This window comes from Rhizobium phaseoli (assembly GCF_001664385.1).
Lineage (GTDB): Bacteria > Pseudomonadota > Alphaproteobacteria > Rhizobiales > Rhizobiaceae > Rhizobium > Rhizobium phaseoli.
The window spans coordinates 300,563-316,494 of sequence record NZ_CP013534.1 but is presented as its reverse complement, the minus strand read 5'-3'; the positions used below and the strand labels follow the sequence as shown (position 1 = coordinate 316,494).

Annotated in this window: 18 protein-coding genes; 2 read left to right on the top strand and 16 right to left on the bottom strand. The window is 61.6% G+C overall.

Features of this window, described 5'->3' with window-relative positions; all coding sequences use genetic code 11:
- Positions 1 to 14: 14 nt before the first annotated feature.
- From AMC88_RS24840 to AMC88_RS24785, 12 genes are all read right to left on the bottom strand, one after another.
- Complete coding sequence (locus tag AMC88_RS24840) at positions 15 to 383, bottom strand: ubiquitination-like system serine protease family protein (protein WP_081277773.1); 369 nt, start codon at positions 381 to 383, stop codon at positions 15 to 17.
- Positions 380 to 1,807, bottom strand: coding sequence for a ThiF family adenylyltransferase (locus tag AMC88_RS24835; RefSeq protein ID WP_064826239.1), 1,428 nt, complete (start codon positions 1,805 to 1,807; stop codon positions 380 to 382). Before AMC88_RS24835 ends, AMC88_RS24840 begins: the two co-directional genes overlap by 4 nt.
- A complete protein-coding gene (locus AMC88_RS24830) occupies positions 1,804 to 2,184 on the bottom strand; it encodes an E2/UBC family protein (RefSeq protein WP_064826238.1) in 381 nt (126 codons plus the stop codon). Before AMC88_RS24830 ends, AMC88_RS24835 begins: the two co-directional genes overlap by 4 nt.
- Positions 2,185 to 2,188: 4 nt before the next feature.
- Positions 2,189 to 2,455 (bottom strand): multiubiquitin domain-containing protein, encoded by a 267-nt coding sequence (locus AMC88_RS24825; protein ID WP_064826237.1) that lies wholly within the window; start codon positions 2,453 to 2,455, stop codon positions 2,189 to 2,191.
- A 16-nt stretch (positions 2,456 to 2,471) separates the two neighbouring features.
- Complete coding sequence (locus AMC88_RS24820; protein WP_064826236.1) at positions 2,472 to 2,699, bottom strand: DUF2188 domain-containing protein; 228 nt, start codon at positions 2,697 to 2,699, stop codon at positions 2,472 to 2,474.
- A 101-nt stretch (positions 2,700 to 2,800) separates the two neighbouring features.
- Positions 2,801 to 3,526 (bottom strand): ImmA/IrrE family metallo-endopeptidase, encoded by a 726-nt coding sequence (locus tag AMC88_RS24815; RefSeq protein ID WP_064826235.1) that lies wholly within the window; start codon positions 3,524 to 3,526, stop codon positions 2,801 to 2,803.
- The gene (locus AMC88_RS24810) at positions 3,526 to 3,861 is read right to left on the bottom strand and encodes a helix-turn-helix domain-containing protein (RefSeq protein WP_064826234.1); all 336 of its coding nucleotides are present in this window, start codon (positions 3,859 to 3,861) and stop codon (positions 3,526 to 3,528) included. Before AMC88_RS24810 ends, AMC88_RS24815 begins: the two co-directional genes overlap by 1 nt.
- A gap of 249 nt (positions 3,862 to 4,110) precedes the next feature.
- The gene (locus tag AMC88_RS24805; RefSeq protein WP_064826233.1) at positions 4,111 to 5,244 is read right to left on the bottom strand and encodes an ABC transporter ATP-binding protein; all 1,134 of its coding nucleotides are present in this window, start codon (positions 5,242 to 5,244) and stop codon (positions 4,111 to 4,113) included.
- Positions 5,245 to 5,335: 91 nt separating this feature from the next.
- A complete protein-coding gene (locus tag AMC88_RS24800) occupies positions 5,336 to 6,541 on the bottom strand; it encodes an ABC transporter substrate-binding protein (protein ID WP_064826232.1) in 1,206 nt (401 codons plus the stop codon).
- Between the two features lie 74 nt (positions 6,542 to 6,615).
- Positions 6,616 to 7,473 carry a carbohydrate ABC transporter permease gene (locus AMC88_RS24795; protein ID WP_064808680.1) on the bottom strand — a complete coding sequence of 286 codons (858 nt, stop codon included), beginning with the start codon at positions 7,471 to 7,473 and terminating at the stop codon, positions 6,616 to 6,618.
- Positions 7,470 to 8,354, bottom strand: a complete 885-nt coding sequence (locus AMC88_RS24790; protein WP_011428222.1) for a carbohydrate ABC transporter permease — start codon at positions 8,352 to 8,354, stop codon at positions 7,470 to 7,472. Before AMC88_RS24790 ends, AMC88_RS24795 begins: the two co-directional genes overlap by 4 nt.
- Positions 8,355 to 8,367: 13 nt before the next feature.
- A complete protein-coding gene (locus AMC88_RS24785) occupies positions 8,368 to 9,525 on the bottom strand; it encodes a Gfo/Idh/MocA family protein (RefSeq protein ID WP_064826231.1) in 1,158 nt (385 codons plus the stop codon).
- Between the two features lie 329 nt (positions 9,526 to 9,854).
- Between AMC88_RS24785 and yghX the strand changes: the two genes are divergently transcribed.
- Positions 9,855 to 10,742, top strand: a complete 888-nt coding sequence (gene yghX / locus AMC88_RS24780; RefSeq protein WP_064826230.1) for a YghX family hydrolase — start codon at positions 9,855 to 9,857, stop codon at positions 10,740 to 10,742.
- A 42-nt stretch (positions 10,743 to 10,784) separates the two neighbouring features.
- Here the strand turns inward: yghX and AMC88_RS24775 are convergent, their stop codons facing one another.
- Positions 10,785 to 11,225: a DMT family transporter gene (locus tag AMC88_RS24775; protein ID WP_064826229.1), complete on the bottom strand. Its 441-nt coding sequence runs from the start codon at positions 11,223 to 11,225 to the stop codon at positions 10,785 to 10,787.
- Positions 11,222 to 11,707 (bottom strand): DMT family transporter, encoded by a 486-nt coding sequence (locus AMC88_RS24770; protein ID WP_064826304.1) that lies wholly within the window; start codon positions 11,705 to 11,707, stop codon positions 11,222 to 11,224. Before AMC88_RS24770 ends, AMC88_RS24775 begins: the two co-directional genes overlap by 4 nt.
- A 323-nt stretch (positions 11,708 to 12,030) precedes the next feature.
- On the opposite strand from AMC88_RS24770, the gene AMC88_RS24765 reads away from it, so the two are divergent.
- Positions 12,031 to 12,255, top strand: coding sequence for a hypothetical protein (locus AMC88_RS24765; RefSeq protein WP_004672431.1), 225 nt, complete (start codon positions 12,031 to 12,033; stop codon positions 12,253 to 12,255).
- Between the two features lie 374 nt (positions 12,256 to 12,629).
- Here the strand turns inward: AMC88_RS24765 and AMC88_RS24760 are convergent, their stop codons facing one another.
- Together AMC88_RS24760 and AMC88_RS24755 are read right to left on the bottom strand one after the other, a co-directional pair.
- A complete protein-coding gene (locus AMC88_RS24760; RefSeq protein ID WP_064826228.1) occupies positions 12,630 to 14,624 on the bottom strand; it encodes a glycosyltransferase in 1,995 nt (664 codons plus the stop codon).
- On the bottom strand, positions 14,606 to 15,838 hold the full coding sequence (locus tag AMC88_RS24755) for an HlyD family secretion protein (RefSeq protein WP_012490659.1): 1,233 nt from the start codon (positions 15,836 to 15,838) through the stop codon (positions 14,606 to 14,608). The genes AMC88_RS24760 and AMC88_RS24755 overlap by 19 nt, the downstream gene beginning before the upstream one ends.
- Between the last annotated feature and the right edge of the window lie 94 nt (positions 15,839 to 15,932).

Below are 15,932 nucleotides of genomic sequence, written 5' to 3'. Positions count from 1 at the left end.
GTGCCCGTGGAGATTTATGTGACCTCGGGCTTGCGCCCGCTGTCGCCGCACCAACCCACGACGCCCTTCCTGATCCAGAAATGGGCATATGTGCCGTCGAGCTGACGCACGGACGGATCGATGGTCGGACGGCCGAGCCAGTCCACAGCAACCGTCCAGCGCGGATAGCGCTCCGACATCAGGGAGAGTTGGACAATTTCCTCACGATCCGCGGGGCAGCGGAAGTAGGCCCATTTACTGTAACCGCGGCCGCCAACGATATAGACTCGGCTGTCCGCCATCGCATCGGGATCGGGATGCTCGGCTGTAAATCGCGCGGTGAAGGCAGGACGCGGGACTAGCCGCAGGGCGACGAGAATCTTACAGGCGACCACACGCATCATGCCATTCGCCCGAGGAAAGGATCGGTGTCGCCGCGCCCCCAGACATCGCCCGCTGCGCAGACCGGGCAGGCCGGGCGGGGATCATGGCGCGGGCGACGGTCCTCCCCCAGGTGAAATTTCCTGATGCGGTGCGCGACCGCCCCATCGGGACCACGGAAGCCCTGGAGGCGCTGGATCATCTCGTTGACGGCCATGCAGGCGACCTCTGTCGTGAAGGTGACGACGGCCGGAGCCGGGTTGCCCCCGCTATCCACATAGGCTTCGGCCTTGCGGCGCTCATAAAGTTCGGGCTCGGCTCGCTTCATGGCCTCGCTGCGCGCCGCCTCTCCGCTCACGACGGCGCGGCACATGAGGCAAGTCTCGTGTGGCGCGAGGACAGTGACCCGGCCGTCCAGCCCTCGGAGTGCCGGCGGGTCGCCCTCGCCCACGTCGATCGCAAGGCCAACGTCGATAACCGGGATGAGATAGTAGTAGGCGAGACGGTTCAGGAAGAATCGCCCGTCATGGTCGTCAGTGCAGCCGAATACGATATCGCAGGCGCGCAGCGCGTCGCGGCATTCAGGATCGCCGATCCACGCCTCGACCGGCACGACCCGGACGCCAAGCCCCATCGCGGCGATCGCTTCCGCGACCACGTAGACCTTTGACCGCATCAGGTCAGCATCCTGCTGGCGAGCGCCATGCAGGCGGTTGAGATTCGTGCAATCCACAATGTCGTTGTCGAACAGGGCGACTTGGCCGACGCCGAGCCGCGCCAGCAGCATAGCTACCGCGCTGCCCGTGCCGCCGCAGCCGACTATGCCGACGCGCAGGCGGGAAAGGTCATCGTTGAGCGCCTGGCCGAAGGCGAGCGCCTGGCGCTGGAAGGCGGGCAGGCCCGCCGCAAAGCCCCGGCCGGGATAGTGCAGGGCGTAGCGGCCGCGGCCCCCAAGGACGCGCACCATGCGCAACGGCGCATGCGCGCCGGGCTTCGGCAGCAGCCAGGCGCGGCCCGCCCACTGGCCGTCGCCGGTCAGGATCAGGCTCAGGATCTTCGTACCTTCGCCATTGCGGTTGACCGCGAGCTGCACGAGGTCGGGCTCGTTCCTGTCGTCTTGCGCAGAGAAGGCAACCATTCCCGCAGGATGATTGTGGACGACGGCGACGATCTGATCCTCGCCCGCGGCGGCGCGCAGTGCCCGGACGAACGACGCCGTGCTCCAGGTGATAAGGCCCGGGCCGGCATCTAGGACCTGATCGTCCGGCACCGGGATGACCTGCACGGAGAGGAATTTCTCATGCGCCTCGCGGTCCCAGGGATCGCGCCGGATGGCGGCGCGGCAGCAGAGGACATAGGCGGCATGTTCCAGCCCGTCACCGCGCAGCATATGCGCGCGTAGTGCCGCCTCATGATCTTCGCGGAGTGTCAGGCTGTAGGTCGTCATGCGGCTTTCTCCAGCGCATCCTCGACGCGCTTGATCATAGTCCAGATGCCGTCGATGCCAGGACGCCACTCGTTGTTGTGGCGCGACCAACGCTGCCAGCTCTGGCCCGCGAAGTTGTGCGCGACGTTGGCAGCATTGGGATAGCGTCCGCCATTCTGGAGCTTCACCCACGGCAATAGGTAGAACATGTCGGGCGCCACATCCGGATAGCTGGTCGGGAGCTGGATCAAAATGTCGGCGGCGGCGCTGTCGAACCTACTGTCTGGCAGGCGCCGCCCCTTCAGGATGACGCCTTTTACCACGCCATCCTGCTTTTCTTCGTAAGCGATGCCCTTCTCGACGAGATAGGCGCGGTCCGCGGCGGGCAGGAAACTCATATCCTTAACCCTCCGTCGTGGTCTTCTTACCGGTGAAGAAGCGCTCAACTCGCGAGGGCCTCAGATCGACCTTCGTGTCGTCGGCGATCACCAGGTCTTCAGGGCCGGACACGTCCTGCCAAGCGTCGTACATCGTCTGATCTACGCCCGCGATGCGCTTGATCTGCGCGCCGGTGATAAACGGCTCCGGCCAGTCGTGCGGCTTACGATCGACGATGATCTTGTAGGGCGGGTGGCGCCCGGTGTCGGTGGCGGCTTGGACTTCGGTCATGGCAGTCTCCTTTCAGTCAGCCTTTGGGAGGATGGGGATCGCGGCCGTGTGTGTCGCGCTCGCGGATGCGGCCATCGCGGCCGTGGATAAGCAGCTCGCTTTGCTGGTTGCGGGCCACTTCGCGGCCGCGAGCGATAGCCTCGGCCTGGGTGTCGTGGACGGATGAGGCGCGCGCGCCGCCGGCGGGCTGGACGGCCCACCCGCCATTGCGGGGAACGATGTGTTGGTTGCGGCCTTTGCTCATGGTGCGGTCCTTTGTTGTTTCAGCGAACCGGCTTATCCGCCGATCCGCTAATTAGCGTAACAAAACGGCACTGAGAGTCAAGTAGGACATGGCCCTCGGAATCAGACGGCGTCGAACAGGGAGGGGCCGGCGCTCGCAGCGCCAAGGATTCCAAGCTTTGTGAGCCGGATGCGCGCCGCGTTGGCGGACACGTCGAAGGCGACGCGGACGGCCTCGATCAGGGCACGTCCGTGCGAATCGCTTTGGCCGATGATGCCGAACAGATTGCGCGATTCGCAGTATGCGGTGACGAGGGCGCGCACCCGGCTGATCGGCATCAGCAGCGCGCCGCCGGCATAGCCCGCCTGCCACTCCATCCAGTCCGTCTGCGCCGCGTCAAGAATCTTGTCGCGGAAACAAACCTGGATGTTGGCCCGTGGATTAATCTTGAGGAGGTCCGGGCTGGGCGGCTCGACATCCCACAAATAGGCATGGAATTTCACATGACCGTATTCATGCGCCAACGTCATACGCAGGCGGTTCTGCCGGTTATCAGTCGCCGACAGAATTTCCGAAATCAGCACCTTCGGCTTGCGGCCGGGCTGGAATAGCGTTGCGCCTTCAACGTCCGGGCCATAGCCGCTGAGATCCGCGTACTGGTCGAGCGATTCAGCGTCGCGTTCAATCAGCACCGTCAGGTCGTCTGTGGAAATAGGATAGTCTGCCGTGCCGTGACGGTCCTTCAGGAAGCTGCAGACGGTCGCCTCGCACTCCCGGTCGAGTTCCTTCGGGTCATAGTGCGGCCGCTGCGTGAAGCGTCCGGTGCGGTCGGCGACGTATCGGACCATCAGGAACCTGCCCCCTTGTCGAGTTTGCGGCGAAACGCGACCATCATCTCGGAGACCTGTTTCTGCGACAGCTTCTTGTCCCGTATGTCGTCGGGAAATCGCCCAGCCAGATAATAGAGCCAATCGCGGTCGATGCCCAGCGCGTCGGCGAATTGTTGGACCATGCGGTCCGAGGACGGGCTTCGCCGGTCATGCTCGATATCGTTGAGGTACTGCGGCGAGATCGGCTCATCATCCTCGCGTCGCACGCGCGCGGCGAGGTCCTTCAAAGCCCATCCCTTGGCCTTGCGGGCGACGCTAATCGCGCTGCCGAAGGTCTTTTCGTTCGGTCCCATATGCTCCTCAATAACGCTGATACGCAGATCAGCGTAATTTTAACGACTGGAATCGTCAAGCGTCCGGTTTGCAACTTGTTACTAAATTTCGACATGTTCCACGGGCTTAGCAAAACACCAAGGATGGCGGCCGACTACCGATCCGGCTCGAGGTCGAAACCAACCGTGAAGTCGAAGCCTATGATGGCCAGTGGCATTGCGGACGAAAAGCCATGGTTCAGCGGCACCGCCGAAACCGGGCCAGCCGCTTCAAGCCGCCGTCGGATTGATCACGTTCATATCGATTTCGGTCAGCTCCACACGCCGCTCAAACGCAATACCCGCCTCATCGAAGAGATGGCAATCGGCGGCGTTGATGCCGGTCGCAACCGGCGCATCCGGGCGGATGCCGACGCTGCCGGGGAGCATGGCGCAGAAATTCTCGGCCTCGCCGTTGAGCGAGGCATAGGCGACCGTATTGGCGCCGAGGCGTTCGATGACGGTCGGGGTCACGGTGAAGACGATATCGCCGCCGTTCAGCTGGATATGCTCCGGGCGGATGCCGAGCGTCAGGGTCTTGCCTGATATGCCGTCGCGCGGCGTCACCGGCAGGACGGCGGACTGGCCGAGATAATCGACTTCGACGCCGGCGGCGCTGACGGCCTTGCAGGTGACGGGGAGAAAATTCATTTTCGGGTTGCCGATGAAACCGGCGACGAATTTGTTGGCGGGCTTGTGATACAGCTCCAGCGGCGCGCCGGTCTGCGAGATATTGCCGGCGTCGAGCACGACGATGCGGTCGGCCATCGTCATCGCTTCGACCTGGTCGTGCGTCACATAGATCATCGTCGCCTTCAGCTGCCGGTGCAGCTTGGCAAGCTCGATGCGCATGTCGGCGCGCAGCGCCGCGTCGAGGTTGGAGAGCGGCTCGTCGAACAGGAAGATCTTCGGTTCGCGCACGATGGCGCGGCCGATCGCGACGCGCTGGCGCTGGCCGCCGGAAAGCATGCCGGGTTTCTGCTGCAGCCGCTGATCGAGATGCAGGATGCGCGCGGCGTTTTCCACCCTGGCCTTGAGCTTTGACTCTTCCATCTTCTCGACGCGCAGCGGGAAGGCGATGTTCTCGAACACCGTCATGTGCGGATAGAGGGCGTAGGACTGGAACACCATGGCGATGCCGCGCTTGACCGGCGGCAGATCGTTGACCCTGATACCGTTGATGACGATGTCGCCCGCCGTCGTCGCGTCGAGGCCGGCGATCATCCGCAAAAGCGTGGACTTGCCGCAGCCTGACGGCCCGACGAAGACGACGAATTCGCCGTTCCTGACCTCGAGCTGCACGCCCTTCAGAACTTCGTAGTCGCCGTAGAATTTCTGAACGTTGTTGAGAAGGAGCTGTCCCAAAAATCTGTCTCCGCCGGCGGTCTTCGTCGCACATTCGATAGAGGGGAGGGGCCGCAGCTTGCGCCGCGACCCCAGGGAGCTTCAGGAGGGCTTACTTGAAGGCTTCGATTTCGCCGGCAGCCTTCTTCAGCGCGGCTTCCGGTTCGGCCTTGCCTGTGACGACCGACTGGATCATCTCGATCATCGAGTTCTGGAAGCCCTTATAGTCGGTGAAGAGCGGCTCGGGACCACCATAGCTGATGCCCTCGATGAGCGGCTTCCAGGAGGGATCCTTGGCGACGAAGTCGTCGACCTTCTTCGAGGGACGCAGCGGCGTGAGGCCGGCGCCGCCCTGCAGCTCGTATTCCGCCTGCACATCCGGCGAGGTGATGAACTTGGCGAATTCGGTCGCCTTGTCCTCGACGCCCGAGCCCTTGAAGATCGCCAGGCTGTCGGTGATCAGCAGCGTGCCGGGACCCTTTGCATCGGGGCCGAGCGGCAGCGTGGTGATGCCCCAGCTGATCTTCGTCTCCTTCAGGCGGGAGGCCGCACCCGAGCCGGCCTGGATCATGGCGACCTTGCCGTCGAGGAAGATGGCGCGGACTTCGTTCTGCTCATAGGCCGTCGGGCCTTCCTCTGAGTAGGGGACGATATCCTTGTAGGCCTTCAGCGCGGCGAGAATCTGCGGGCTGTCGAGGGTGACCTTGCCATCGGCATCGATCACGCTGCCATTGTTGGTGTAAACCCAATGCATGAACTGGTGCATCGTGTTGTCGAAGGTCTTGGCCGAGAGACCGAAGCCCGGAATGCCGGTCTTTTCCTTGATGGTTTTGGCCATCTCGATTTCTTCGGCCCAGGTCTTCGGCGGCTTCTCGGGATCGAGGCCCGCCTGCTTGAAGAGGTCCTTGTTCCAATAGAGCGCCTTGGTGGAGAAGGCGATCGGAACGCCCCACTGGGTGCCCTCGAAGGTCACCGTGTCGACGATGTGGGGATAGTAAGCCTTCTTTTCCTCATCGGTCATCGGCACCTTGACGATGAGGTCGTTCTGGGCGAACTCCTTCAGCGTGCGCGAGCCGACATAAGCCATGGCAACCGGCGTGCCGGCGGCGGCCAGCGTCGTCGCCTTGTCCTGGCACTGCGCCCAGCCGACGACTTCAGGCGTGACCTTCCAGCCGGCGTTCTTTTCTTCCCACTGCTTGATGTATTTGGTGTGGACCGGGTCGATCGTGTCGCCGCAATAGATCCAGCTGATTTCCTTGTCGGCGGCATGGGCAGTGACCGCGGTCAATGCCGTCGAACCGAGCAAGGCGAGCGCCATAAGGCCTGTCTTGATTGTTATGCTCACGTCGTGACTCCCGTTTGGTTGTTAGCTGTTCACTCGTTTTTTTAGTCTTATTGTTTCACCGCACCGGCGGTCAGGCCGCCGACGAGGTACCGCTGAAGGAAGAAGATGACGACCATCGCCGGCGCGATGCCGACGAAGGAAGCCGCCATCAGTTCGTTCCAGATGACCTCCTGCTTGCCGAAGTAAGCAAAGAGCCCCACCGGCAAGGGCATGTATTCGCTCTTCGAGTTGAAGGTCAGCGCGAAGATGAATTGCTGGGCGTAAGCGCCGATGAAGGTGGTGATGGCGACGACGATGATTCCCGGCATCGCAATGGGCAGGATGACGCGGCGAAGCGTGTAGAAGTGGCTGGCGCCATCCATGAAGGCGGCTTCGTTGAGCTCCTGGGGAATGCGGATCATATAGGTGCGCAGCAGCCAGATCGCCGACGGGATGAGGAAGGCGACTCCCGGCACGATCATGGCGAGATAGGTGTTGAGCACGCCCATGCTGCGCATCAGCCGGAAGAGCGGGATCAGAAGCACCGCGCCGGAGAACATGTTCACCGTCAGGAAAGCGCCGAGCAGGATGCCCATGCCCTTGAATTCGAACTTGGCGAAGGCATAGGCCGCCGGAATGACGAGGCAGAGCACGATCAGCGTGACGATGATCGAGATGAAGAAGGAGTTGAAGATATAGCGCCCGAAGCCCGGCACGCTGACCCACATCGTCCGGTAGGCTTCGAACGAGCCGTTTTCCGGCCAGAAGCGATAGGGCGAGGAGAAAAGCTGGGCGAGCGGTTTCAGCGACACCAGGAAGCCCTCGACGAAGGGCGCCAGAACGAAGAACAGGAAGACCGCGATGCCGCAATAGATCAGGATGATCTCCCACCAGCGGTAACGGTCGATCATGGCAGCACTGCTCATGCGCGCTTCTCCGGGTTGAGGCGGCGGGTGACGCGGAAATAGGCGAAGCAGAAGAGCGACAGGAAGATGCAGATCAAGACGGCGCGTGCCGCACCTTCCCCGTATTTCTTCGAGCCGATCGCCGTCTGATAGGTATCGATGATCATCGTCGTCGTCTCGCCGCTCGGGCCGCCCTGCGTCAGGATCCAGATGATGTCGAACGAGTTGAAGGTGGCGATCAAGGACAGCATCGACATGGTGATGATCGCGGGCACCATCAGCGGCAGGGTGATGCGGCGGAAGCGGTACCAGCGGCCGGCGCCGTCGGTCCAGGCGGCCTCGTAGAGATCCTTCGGGATCGACTGGATCGCCGCCAGGAAATAGATCGTCACCAGCGGCACGCCGATCCAGACATCGGTGACGATGGTCGCCCAGAAGGCGGTGCTGCCATAGGCGAGGAAGGCGACCGGACCATCGACGAGGCCGAAACGCTGCAGCAGGCCCGAGATCATCCCGAACTGGCCATTATACATCCAGCCCCACATGAAGATGCCGATCGCCATCGGCACGATCCAGGGCGGCATGGTCAAGAGCCGGAACAGCGAGCGGCCGGGCACGGCGGCGTTCAGCATGCAGGCGCCGAAGGTGCCGATCACCATTTTCAGGGCGACCGAGAAGAAGGTCCAGACGAAGGTGCGCAGGATCACCTCGGCAAAGGTGGCGTTGAAGATCTTCTCGTAATTGATCCAGCCGACCCAGTTGGTGGTTTTCTTCAGCGACGCGTCGGTGAAGGAGAGAATGAAGGTATCGACGAGGGGATAGGCGACGATGGCGAGAACATAGAGAACGGCCGGGAGAAGAAGGATCCAGGCAAAGATGAAGGCGCTTCGTTGGACACTCATCTTGCCGCCGTCCTCAAGCCGCTCTTGCGTGAAGGGCCTCGTCGAAGCGGTCCCAGATGGGTCTGAGGTCGACAACGGTTTTCTTCATCCTCGCTTCGTCCATCGCCAGCGCCAGGATGCCGGCTTCGAGCGCGTTCAGCGTGGACACCGGCAGTTCGAGCCCGGTGCGCACGCTCTCCAAGAGGTCGCTCGCCATCTGTTCATCGGCGCCGTAATGCTGGGAGAGCTCGGTGGCGGCATATTTGTTTTCCACCACCTTCTTGCCGGTCAGCTGCTCGTGCACGTCGAGATAGCCGCGGACGAAATCGCCCTCGGCCATGCCGCGCGAGCCCATGATGGCGAAGCGGCGGAACTGGTCGGGCACGTTGAGATTGGTGTGGAAGTTCATGCCGACGCCGTTTTCATATTCGACGATCGCCACCTGGTAATCGATGATGTCGGCGTCGCTGTCGAACACCTTGTCGGAGCCCATCCAGCCGCTCGGTTTGCGGTGGAAAAGCTCGAGGTCGTTGATGCCTTCGCGGGCCGGGTCGTTGGCCGGAATGAAGCTCTTGCGGCCGCCGAAACTGGCGACCCGCTCCGGCCGCGCGCCGACGACGCCATTATAGAGGTCGAGGTCGTGGCAGCATTTCTCCAGCATGAAGCTGCCGGAATAACGCTCGTAGCGGCGCCAGTCGCGCATGAAGAAGGCGCCGTGATAGGGCTCGATATGTTCGGATGCCTCGATCGAGACGATCTGGCCGAGCTTGCCCTCTGCCTGGATGGCGCGCAGGTCCTTGTAAAGCGGGGAGTAGCGCAGCACCAGGCCGACCATCAGCCGCTCATGGCCGAACTTCGCCATCAGATGGGCAAGCTCGATGCTTTCGGCGATCGTCGTGACGATCGGTTTTTCGCAGAAGACCTTGAGGCCGGCCTGCAGCCCGAGCCTGATATGGCCGAGATGCATGTGATTGGGAGAGCCGATCATCAGCAGATCGAGCTTTTCGGAGGCGAGCAGCTCTTCCGGCGAGCCGTAGGCCTTGCCGGCCGAAATGCCCTTTTCCGCCAAACCGGGAAGGCCGGCGGGATCGGGATCCACGTAGCCGACGATATCGAAGCTGCTATCGATCGCTTTGAAGACGTAACCGAGGTAGCCGAGCCGGAATCCGAGCCCGATGATGCCCACTTTCATGCCGATCCAGTTCCCGATTTAAGTAATTTATTTTCTTTAAGTTGGGACAAAAATCGGAAGGCGTCAATAGAAAACGGGCCGCAAGACGCAAGCATGAAATTAATTTTCATAATACGATAGGCAGCTGCCGGATAGGTGCTGCAACCGGCGGCATAAGGACTTGCCCGATCGAAAGCGCTCCCCGTGGAGGCTGGAATCTCGCAGGCAAACGCGTGGCTGCAGACCGCTTTTGCGCCGGCAAGCTCACGGAAAACTCGCGAAAGATTGAAAAGAGCCGCGCGTTTCCCTGTGTAGGATGCAGCGAGAACCCGAGGCCAGGAGGAGCCATCATGACCCGCATGACCGCCAAGGATTTCCCACAGGAACTGCTCGAACTCTACGATTATTACGCGCATGGGAGGATCACCAAGCGCGAGTTTCTCGATCGCGCGGCCAAATTCGCCGTCGGCGGCGTCACCGCGGCCGCAATTCTGGCGTCGCTGAGCCCGAATTATGCGCTGGCGACCCAGGTCGAGGCAACCGATCCCGACATATCAGCCGAATACATCACCTATCCCTCGCCAAAAGGAAACGGCGATGTCCGCGGCTATCTCGTCCGCCCCAAAAACGCCACCGGCAAGGTCGCCGCCGTCGTGGTCGTGCATGAGAACAGGGGACTGAACCCCTATATCGAGGATGTGGCGCGGCGCGTGGCGAAGGCCGGTTTCATTGCGCTGGCGCCGGACGGCCTCACTTCGGTCGGCGGCTACCCCGGCAATGACGAAAAGGGACGCGAGCTGCAGCAGAAGGTCGATCCGGAAAAACTGATGAACGACTTCTTCGCGGCGGTCGAATATCTGATGAAGAGCGACCTCACCACCGGCAAGGTCGGCATTGTCGGCTTCTGCTATGGCGGCGGTGTCGCCAACGCGGCGGCGGTCGCCTATCCCGAACTGGCCGCCGCCGTGCCGTTCTACGGCCGGCAGCCGCGCGCCGAAGACGTGGCGAAGATCAGGGCGCCATTGCTTCTCCACTATGCCGGGCTGGACAAGGGCGTCAACGAGGGCTGGCCGGCCTATGAAGCGGCGCTGAAATCGGCGGGCAAAACCTACGAGGCCTATATCTATCCTGACGTCAATCACGGCTTCCACAATGATACGACGCCGCGCTACGACGAGGCGGCCGCCAAGCTCGCCTGGCAGCGAACGGTCGACTGGTTTACCAAATATCTCGCTTGAGAATGCAGCGACCGGACGCGGCGGGGAGGCATCCCCGCCGACCTATTGCGAACGGTCGGCCTTGCGCCGTCCCCGGCTGACCATCATCCCGCCGATGATGAGAGCAATTCCGCCGGCGTTCGCCCAGAAGGACGCCGGAACGCCGCTGATATAATCAAACGCCACCCCCGTGACCATCTGCCCGCCGATGATCAGCAGAGCCGAGTTGACCGCGCCGATCCGCGCAATTGCCCAGCTGCCGGCGGCCACGAAGACAACGCCGAGCGGACCGCCGAGATAGGCATACCAGGGCGCCTCGGCGGCACCCGCGGGAAGCAGGCCGCCGACGAAGACACCGAGGCAGGTGAGGGCGGCAAAGCCGATGGCGTGATTCCAGAAGGACGCGATCAGCGGCGTCGTCGAGACGCTCAGCCGCCCATTCAGCTGGCGGCTGAGGCCGACGAGCACGCCGCCGAGGCAAGCAAGCAGAATGAAGAGCGTCATGCCGCACCTCGCCCGAACAGGATGATCAGCGCCGCTCCCGCAACGACCAGGCCGAGCGCCACGATGTCGCGGGTATCGGGATGCCGTTTCTGCAGGCCGAACAGTCCCCAGCTGTCGGCGGCGACGCTGAAGACGACCTGGCCTGCGAGCCCGAGAGCCAAGGTGCCGGAGAGCCCGAGCGGCGAATTGACCGTCGTCGAGGTCAGCATGACGGTTGCCGCGCCGGAGAGTCCGCCGAGATAGGCCCAGAGAGGCGCCCGCAAGCCTCGTTCCGGCTTTGACCTGCGCCGCCGGTGGACCAGCAGGAGAAGAATGACGGCCGCGACCATGCCGGTGCCATGCGCGGTCCAGGACGAAAACAGCGGGCTCCCATAGCGTGCCAGCTCGCCGTTCAGGTGCACCATGAACGTCAGGAGCCCGCCCGTGGCAAAAGCCCCGGCAAAATAGATCGGATGCGGATTTCGTGCGGCGTCGATGGTCATTGGAGATCCCGTCAGCGAATCGGTTGCGGCGGCGTTCTTCATAGCGCGCCCTCCCATCAAAATCCGCGATGCAACCGCAAAATAGGGCGATTGCCGTAAATCGCTTCCGCTTTCGACAATTGTGCGCTAGCCTGTGCGTTCGTTCACATCGAGCGACAATTTCGCTGCCGCCCCAGAGACGCCAGGGGACGGACGACGTTGCGACCGTCCAGAGTTCCGCAACAGTTTCCGTCGGCCGTGATACGGCCAAAAAATGCGATGTGGACGGAACAAGCATGCCTGCGATTGGGTTTCGAACCTTAGCGTTCAAAAGGAGGAGCATTATGCCTACGGTTGCTGCGACACCCATCACGCCGCCCGATCAGCACGTCGTCACCGCCCGCGAGGCCCTCGAGCCGCTCTATGAAAAGCTCGAACTTCAAACGGAGTCGCTGCTTCTCTCCGCAGCACTGGAGGCCGGATGGTCCCCCGATGAGGCAACGAAGGCACTGGCTGCGCTCAGGCTGCAGGACGCGCTTTCCACTCTGGACGAACAGTCTGGCCAGTAAGTTCGTCAGGAGTGGCGGCTCCGTCATGGCGACAGATCTACCTGTCTCTGCTTCTGAGGTCCCACACACCAGGTGGGATGCGTGAGTGCTTTGCGCCGTGACCGCGGCACCGGCCTTCGGAGCGATCCTTCAATAATCAATTATCCCAGGCAAGTATCGCGGGCGCCCGTTCTATCCTTCAAGGCCGGGCACGCCCGAAATGTCACGATAGCCCCGCAGAATGTTCCCTGTGCGGACGTGGCGGGCGATGAGGGAACTTTCGAGAATGGCAGCTTGGCGAATGGCTGCGGCCGAACGGGGCCGGAAAACAGACACATTCTCAGCCGGCGGCTGATGCATGCGCGAAGACGCCACGCAGGCCCTCATGAGCCGGACTACAACGTGCGCGTTCGTCCGAATGACCGCAGCAACAGATTGAGAGAGACGGCAACCTTGTCGATGTCGCGAATGTCACGCGAATAATGGCCGGTGTAGAGTTTGACAATCATGCTGTCGCGAGCAGAGCCGCTGAGCTCGAAATAGAGGTGCAAGTAATAGGCCTGCCTGTCGCCGCTACGACTGATGCTGCTTCGTCGTTGGGTGACCTGTCCGAGCTCCGCTTTGATCGGGTCGAAGCCGGCGATTTTCAGCATCACCGATTTGGATTGAAATCTGGCCATGTTGTGGACGGCCACGACCGCCTTGTCCAATGCCAGACTGACGATCTGGCCCGGGACATCGTCGACGACAGCGGGCTCATCGAGCTTGAAGGCATGAAACAGGCGTCGGGGTTTTTCAAAGCAGATCAGCGACGCGATGAGCAGGACGACGATGTTGATGCCTGACCACCAGGCTGCGACCGGCGAAAACTGGCCTTGCACATGCGAGGTTTCCGGCACGACGTTGACCAGCAGGCCAAGGACGGTGACCGTGACGATGCTTGCGATCCAGGTGAAGCTGTAGCGGTCGAACTGGTTGGCCTCGTTACCGCTGCCCTTCGGCGTCACCCTGAACGGCTTGCCGAAGGGTCTTACCAGGCTGGAGACCACGGTCGGCAACATGCGGAATGTCGCAAAGGTCCCGACGGCGCTGGAAACCACAGGCAGATAGCGGGTCGGCGTGATCCACAGCATCAGCAGGAAATACGCCGCCAGCAGCGGCACCTGATGCGCGACATAATCGGCGATATCGGTGAAATAGAGCGGGAGCAGGCCGAACCAGAGATAGACGATGGGGACGAGCAAGACCGCGAACCGAACCAGATACTGCACCAGCCATGATGCCGGCAGGAACATGATCCGTTGAAAGAGCGTCAATCCCGGGCCGCGCAGCGGGCCATTGTAGAGATAAAGGGTTTGAATACCCCCCTGACACCACCGTTCGCGCTGCACAAAATAACCGGTCAGGTTTTCGGCGGCCAGCCCCATCGACAGCCGCTCGTTCAGATAGCGCGTCTTGTAGCCCTTGTTGAGCATCGAAAGCGTTGTCAGCAGGTCTTCCGTGATCGACTCCGTCGGAAACCCGCCGATTGCGTCGACGGCCTTGCGGCGGGCGATCGAGCATGAGCCGCAGCAGAAACTGACGTCCCAGGCGTCTCGGCTGGGGGCGATCTCGTCGAAGAACAGGCGCTGCTCGTCCGGCCAGATATTCTCCAGGCCGAGGTTTGATTGCACCGGATCGACATTGAAGAAATGTTGCGGTGTCTGGACGATGCCGATGCTGTCATCGGAAAAGAAGGGCAACGTCCGGCGAAGGAAATGGCGATAGGGAACAAAATCGGCGTCGAAGATCGCAATGAATTCGCCCGAGCTGACCTTCAGCCCATTGTTCATATTGCCGGCCTTGGCATGGCTGTTGTCGCCGCGCGTGACGTGAATGACGTTCTTCTCCTGGCAATAGGCCTTCAGCCAATCGCGGCGTTGATCGTCAAGCACATACACATTCAATTTGTCGGCAGGATAATCCAGCGAGCGGGCGCCGATGATGGTGCGCTCGAGCACGTCGAGCGGCTCGTTATAGGTGGGAATGAAAACATCGACAGTCGGCAGCTCACGCTGGTCCCGCGCGAAGAAAATACGACCCAGCCTGTCGGCTTCCGCGCTGCGGTCGACGTAGCGGCTCATCAATATCAGAAAAAGGATGACTTCGACGCAGGCCAGGACTTCGACGATAAAGAGGATCCAGACCCAATAGAAACTCGGACCGCCGTCGGGATAGGGAAGCACCGTCTCCGTCAGGCGCCAGTACATGTATCGCAACGCGACTGCAGCGACAAAGGCGCAGGTCACCGCCCGTGTCCAGGTATGACGGCGCGACCAATTGAACGGCCCCAGGAAAAAGAAGGCCAGAACGGCAAAGGTCGGAACCAGCGCTACAAGATACTGAACCACAGGTTTTTGACCCAGTTGGTTAAGTTGATGCCGTGTTTGGAGAACCGAACCTGCACTGTGCGCCCCACCTGGCAGAAGTTCGCAAAGTCGTCATTCATGAAGGATGGATCGAGGCGAACCCGAATGCGGGCATTGCGCTGCGTCGAGGGCGGCAAACTGGCGGCAAAGGAATCGGTTTCGACCAAAGCCGAACTGCCTCTGACCGAGATGACCGTGCCCTTGAAGAGATCGCTGCGGCCGAACAAGCGCACCTGGGCGACAAGTCCCGGATAGATCTCGTCATAATTGACCTCGGGAACAAGGATATCGACGAACAGCTCCCGACAGTCGAGCAGGCGTATCAGCTCGTTGTTCAGCACGACGTTGGACCCGTTGACGATACTCCTGCTCCAAACGACGCCGTCGAACGGCGCCGTCGCGGTTGCGGATTCAAGGCTGCTGACGCGATTGCTCTCCTGGACCAGCTGCTTTTGCACTTCGCCGGCTCGTGTCTCGTTTTCCGCGATGCGTGAGTTCAAGTCGTTGATGCGAACGACAACCTCGTCTTCGCGCTGTCGCGAATAGGGCACGTCATTCTGGCCGTCGCCGAAGACAAAGATTCCCTGGCGGACCGCATTGAGCCTTTGTTGCAATTGATCGACGGTCAGATTGCTGATTTCGACCTCGCCGCCGGTCGCAGCGCCGGCGGCACGCGCGGCCTCGACCAGCTTCTGCGTCAGAATGCCTTTTGACTCGAGGGCCATCCGGCGGTCGAGGTCGACCTGCGCGACCAGATCCTGGGCTTGCGACACCTCGACTTTTTTCCTGAGGATCTCGACTTCGCGTTCGAGATTGGCAATGGTCGTCTGCCTGTAGACTTCCAGTCTGGCAGACAATTCCTCGCGAAGCGCGGAGAGCTCGTCCCGTTCCTTCTTAAGCGCCGCGACACGGTCGAGCGCCGTGTTGCGATCGGCCTCGAGCGAGGCGAGGATGGCGCGATTGACGCGCGTATTTTTGATTTCCGCGAGCGATTGTCCCGCGTTGACCGGGCTGCCGACCTTGATGGGTTCTTCCGCAATCGTCCCGTCGATTGGGGCATTAACGACAGCAAACCGTGCGTTGACCGTGCCATCGAGGCTGGTAAAGCCGGTAATCGTCGGCAACGAGACGACAGTCACGAGTGTCAGCAGCAGCAGGCCGACAACGATGCGCGTAATGCGATGATTCCAGATCATATTGGCATCCGAAGGTATCGCTTTGCAGCCATCCGTCCCTATCGAGGCGGCACAAACGGATGCAACTCATTCTTGCATAATTTAGCGCATCGAA

Excerpts from the sequence above, each read along its gene's own strand:
- AMC88_RS24840 (WP_081277773.1), bottom strand. The coding sequence starts at position 383 with ATGATGCGTGTGGTCGCCTGTAAGATTCTCGTCGCCCTGCGGCTAGTC.
- AMC88_RS24835 (WP_064826239.1), bottom strand. The coding sequence starts at position 1,807 with ATGACGACCTACAGCCTGACACTCCGCGAAGATCATGAGGCGGCACTA.
- AMC88_RS24830 (WP_064826238.1), bottom strand. The coding sequence starts at position 2,184 with ATGAGTTTCCTGCCCGCCGCGGACCGCGCCTATCTCGTCGAGAAGGGC.
- AMC88_RS24825 (WP_064826237.1), bottom strand. The coding sequence starts at position 2,455 with ATGACCGAAGTCCAAGCCGCCACCGACACCGGGCGCCACCCGCCCTAC.
- AMC88_RS24820 (WP_064826236.1), bottom strand. The coding sequence starts at position 2,699 with ATGAGCAAAGGCCGCAACCAACACATCGTTCCCCGCAATGGCGGGTGG.
- AMC88_RS24815 (WP_064826235.1), bottom strand. The coding sequence starts at position 3,526 with ATGGTCCGATACGTCGCCGACCGCACCGGACGCTTCACGCAGCGGCCG.
- AMC88_RS24810 (WP_064826234.1), bottom strand. The coding sequence starts at position 3,861 with ATGGGACCGAACGAAAAGACCTTCGGCAGCGCGATTAGCGTCGCCCGC.
- AMC88_RS24800 (WP_064826232.1), bottom strand. The coding sequence starts at position 6,541 with ATGGCGCTCGCCTTGCTCGGTTCGACGGCATTGACCGCGGTCACTGCC.
- AMC88_RS24795 (WP_064808680.1), bottom strand. The coding sequence starts at position 7,473 with ATGAGCAGTGCTGCCATGATCGACCGTTACCGCTGGTGGGAGATCATC.
- AMC88_RS24790 (WP_011428222.1), bottom strand. The coding sequence starts at position 8,354 with ATGAGTGTCCAACGAAGCGCCTTCATCTTTGCCTGGATCCTTCTTCTC.
- AMC88_RS24785 (WP_064826231.1), bottom strand. The coding sequence starts at position 9,525 with ATGAAAGTGGGCATCATCGGGCTCGGATTCCGGCTCGGCTACCTCGGT.
- yghX (WP_064826230.1), top strand. The coding sequence starts at position 9,855 with ATGACCCGCATGACCGCCAAGGATTTCCCACAGGAACTGCTCGAACTC.
- AMC88_RS24775 (WP_064826229.1), bottom strand. The coding sequence starts at position 11,225 with ATGACGCTCTTCATTCTGCTTGCTTGCCTCGGCGGCGTGCTCGTCGGC.
- AMC88_RS24770 (WP_064826304.1), bottom strand. The coding sequence starts at position 11,707 with ATGACCATCGACGCCGCACGAAATCCGCATCCGATCTATTTTGCCGGG.
- AMC88_RS24765 (WP_004672431.1), top strand. The coding sequence starts at position 12,031 with ATGCCTACGGTTGCTGCGACACCCATCACGCCGCCCGATCAGCACGTC.
- AMC88_RS24755 (WP_012490659.1), bottom strand. The coding sequence starts at position 15,838 with ATGATCTGGAATCATCGCATTACGCGCATCGTTGTCGGCCTGCTGCTG.